1 protein-coding gene is annotated in these 1,091 nt (G+C 53.3%); it reads left to right on the forward strand.

Annotation, left to right across the window (positions count from 1 at the left end; genetic code table 11):
• A partial coding sequence (gene tuf, locus IM300_RS22515) for an elongation factor Tu (RefSeq protein ID WP_048338920.1) occupies positions 1-1,091 on the forward strand: 1,091 nt, incomplete at both ends.

Here is a 1,091-nt window from a genome sequence, read left to right on the forward strand (position 1 = left end):
GCTGCAATCACTACCGTACTGGCTAAAACCTACGGCGGTGCTGCTCGTGCTTTCGACCAGATCGATAACGCACCAGAAGAAAAAGCTCGTGGTATCACCATCAACACCTCTCACGTTGAGTATGACACCCCGACTCGCCACTACGCACACGTAGACTGCCCAGGCCACGCCGACTATGTTAAAAACATGATCACCGGTGCTGCGCAGATGGACGGCGCGATCCTGGTTGTTGCTGCGACTGACGGCCCTATGCCTCAGACCCGTGAGCACATCCTGCTGGGTCGTCAGGTAGGCGTTCCTTTCATCATCGTGTTCCTGAACAAGTGCGACATGGTTGATGACGAAGAGCTGCTGGAACTGGTAGAGATGGAAGTTCGTGAACTGCTGTCTCAGTACGATTTCCCAGGCGACGACACTCCAATCGTTCGTGGTTCCGCGCTGAAAGCGCTGGAAGGCGAAGCAGAGTGGGAAGAGAAAATCATCGAACTGGCTGGCTACCTGGATTCTTACATCCCAGAACCAGAGCGTGCGATTGACAAGCCATTCCTGCTGCCAATCGAAGACGTATTCTCCATCTCCGGTCGTGGTACCGTTGTTACCGGTCGTGTAGAGCGCGGTATCATCAAAGTTGGTGAAGAAGTTGAAATCGTTGGTATCAAAGAGACTGCGAAGTCTACCTGTACTGGCGTTGAAATGTTCCGCAAACTGCTGGACGAAGGCCGTGCTGGTGAGAACGTTGGTGTTCTGCTGCGTGGTATCAAACGTGAAGAAATCGAACGTGGTCAGGTTCTGGCGAAGCCAGGCTCAATCAAGCCACACACCAAGTTCGAATCTGAAGTGTACATTCTGTCCAAAGACGAAGGCGGCCGTCATACTCCGTTCTTCAAAGGCTACCGTCCACAGTTCTACTTCCGTACAACTGACGTGACCGGTACCATCGAACTGCCAGAAGGCGTAGAGATGGTAATGCCAGGCGACAACATCAAGATGGTTGTGACTCTGATCCACCCAATCGCGATGGACGACGGTCTGCGTTTCGCAATCCGTGAAGGCGGCCGTACCGTTGGCGCGGGCGTTGTTGCTAAAGTTCT

The organism is Enterobacter cloacae complex sp. I2, assembly GCF_014896205.1.
Lineage (GTDB): Bacteria > Pseudomonadota > Gammaproteobacteria > Enterobacterales > Enterobacteriaceae > Enterobacter > Enterobacter quasihormaechei.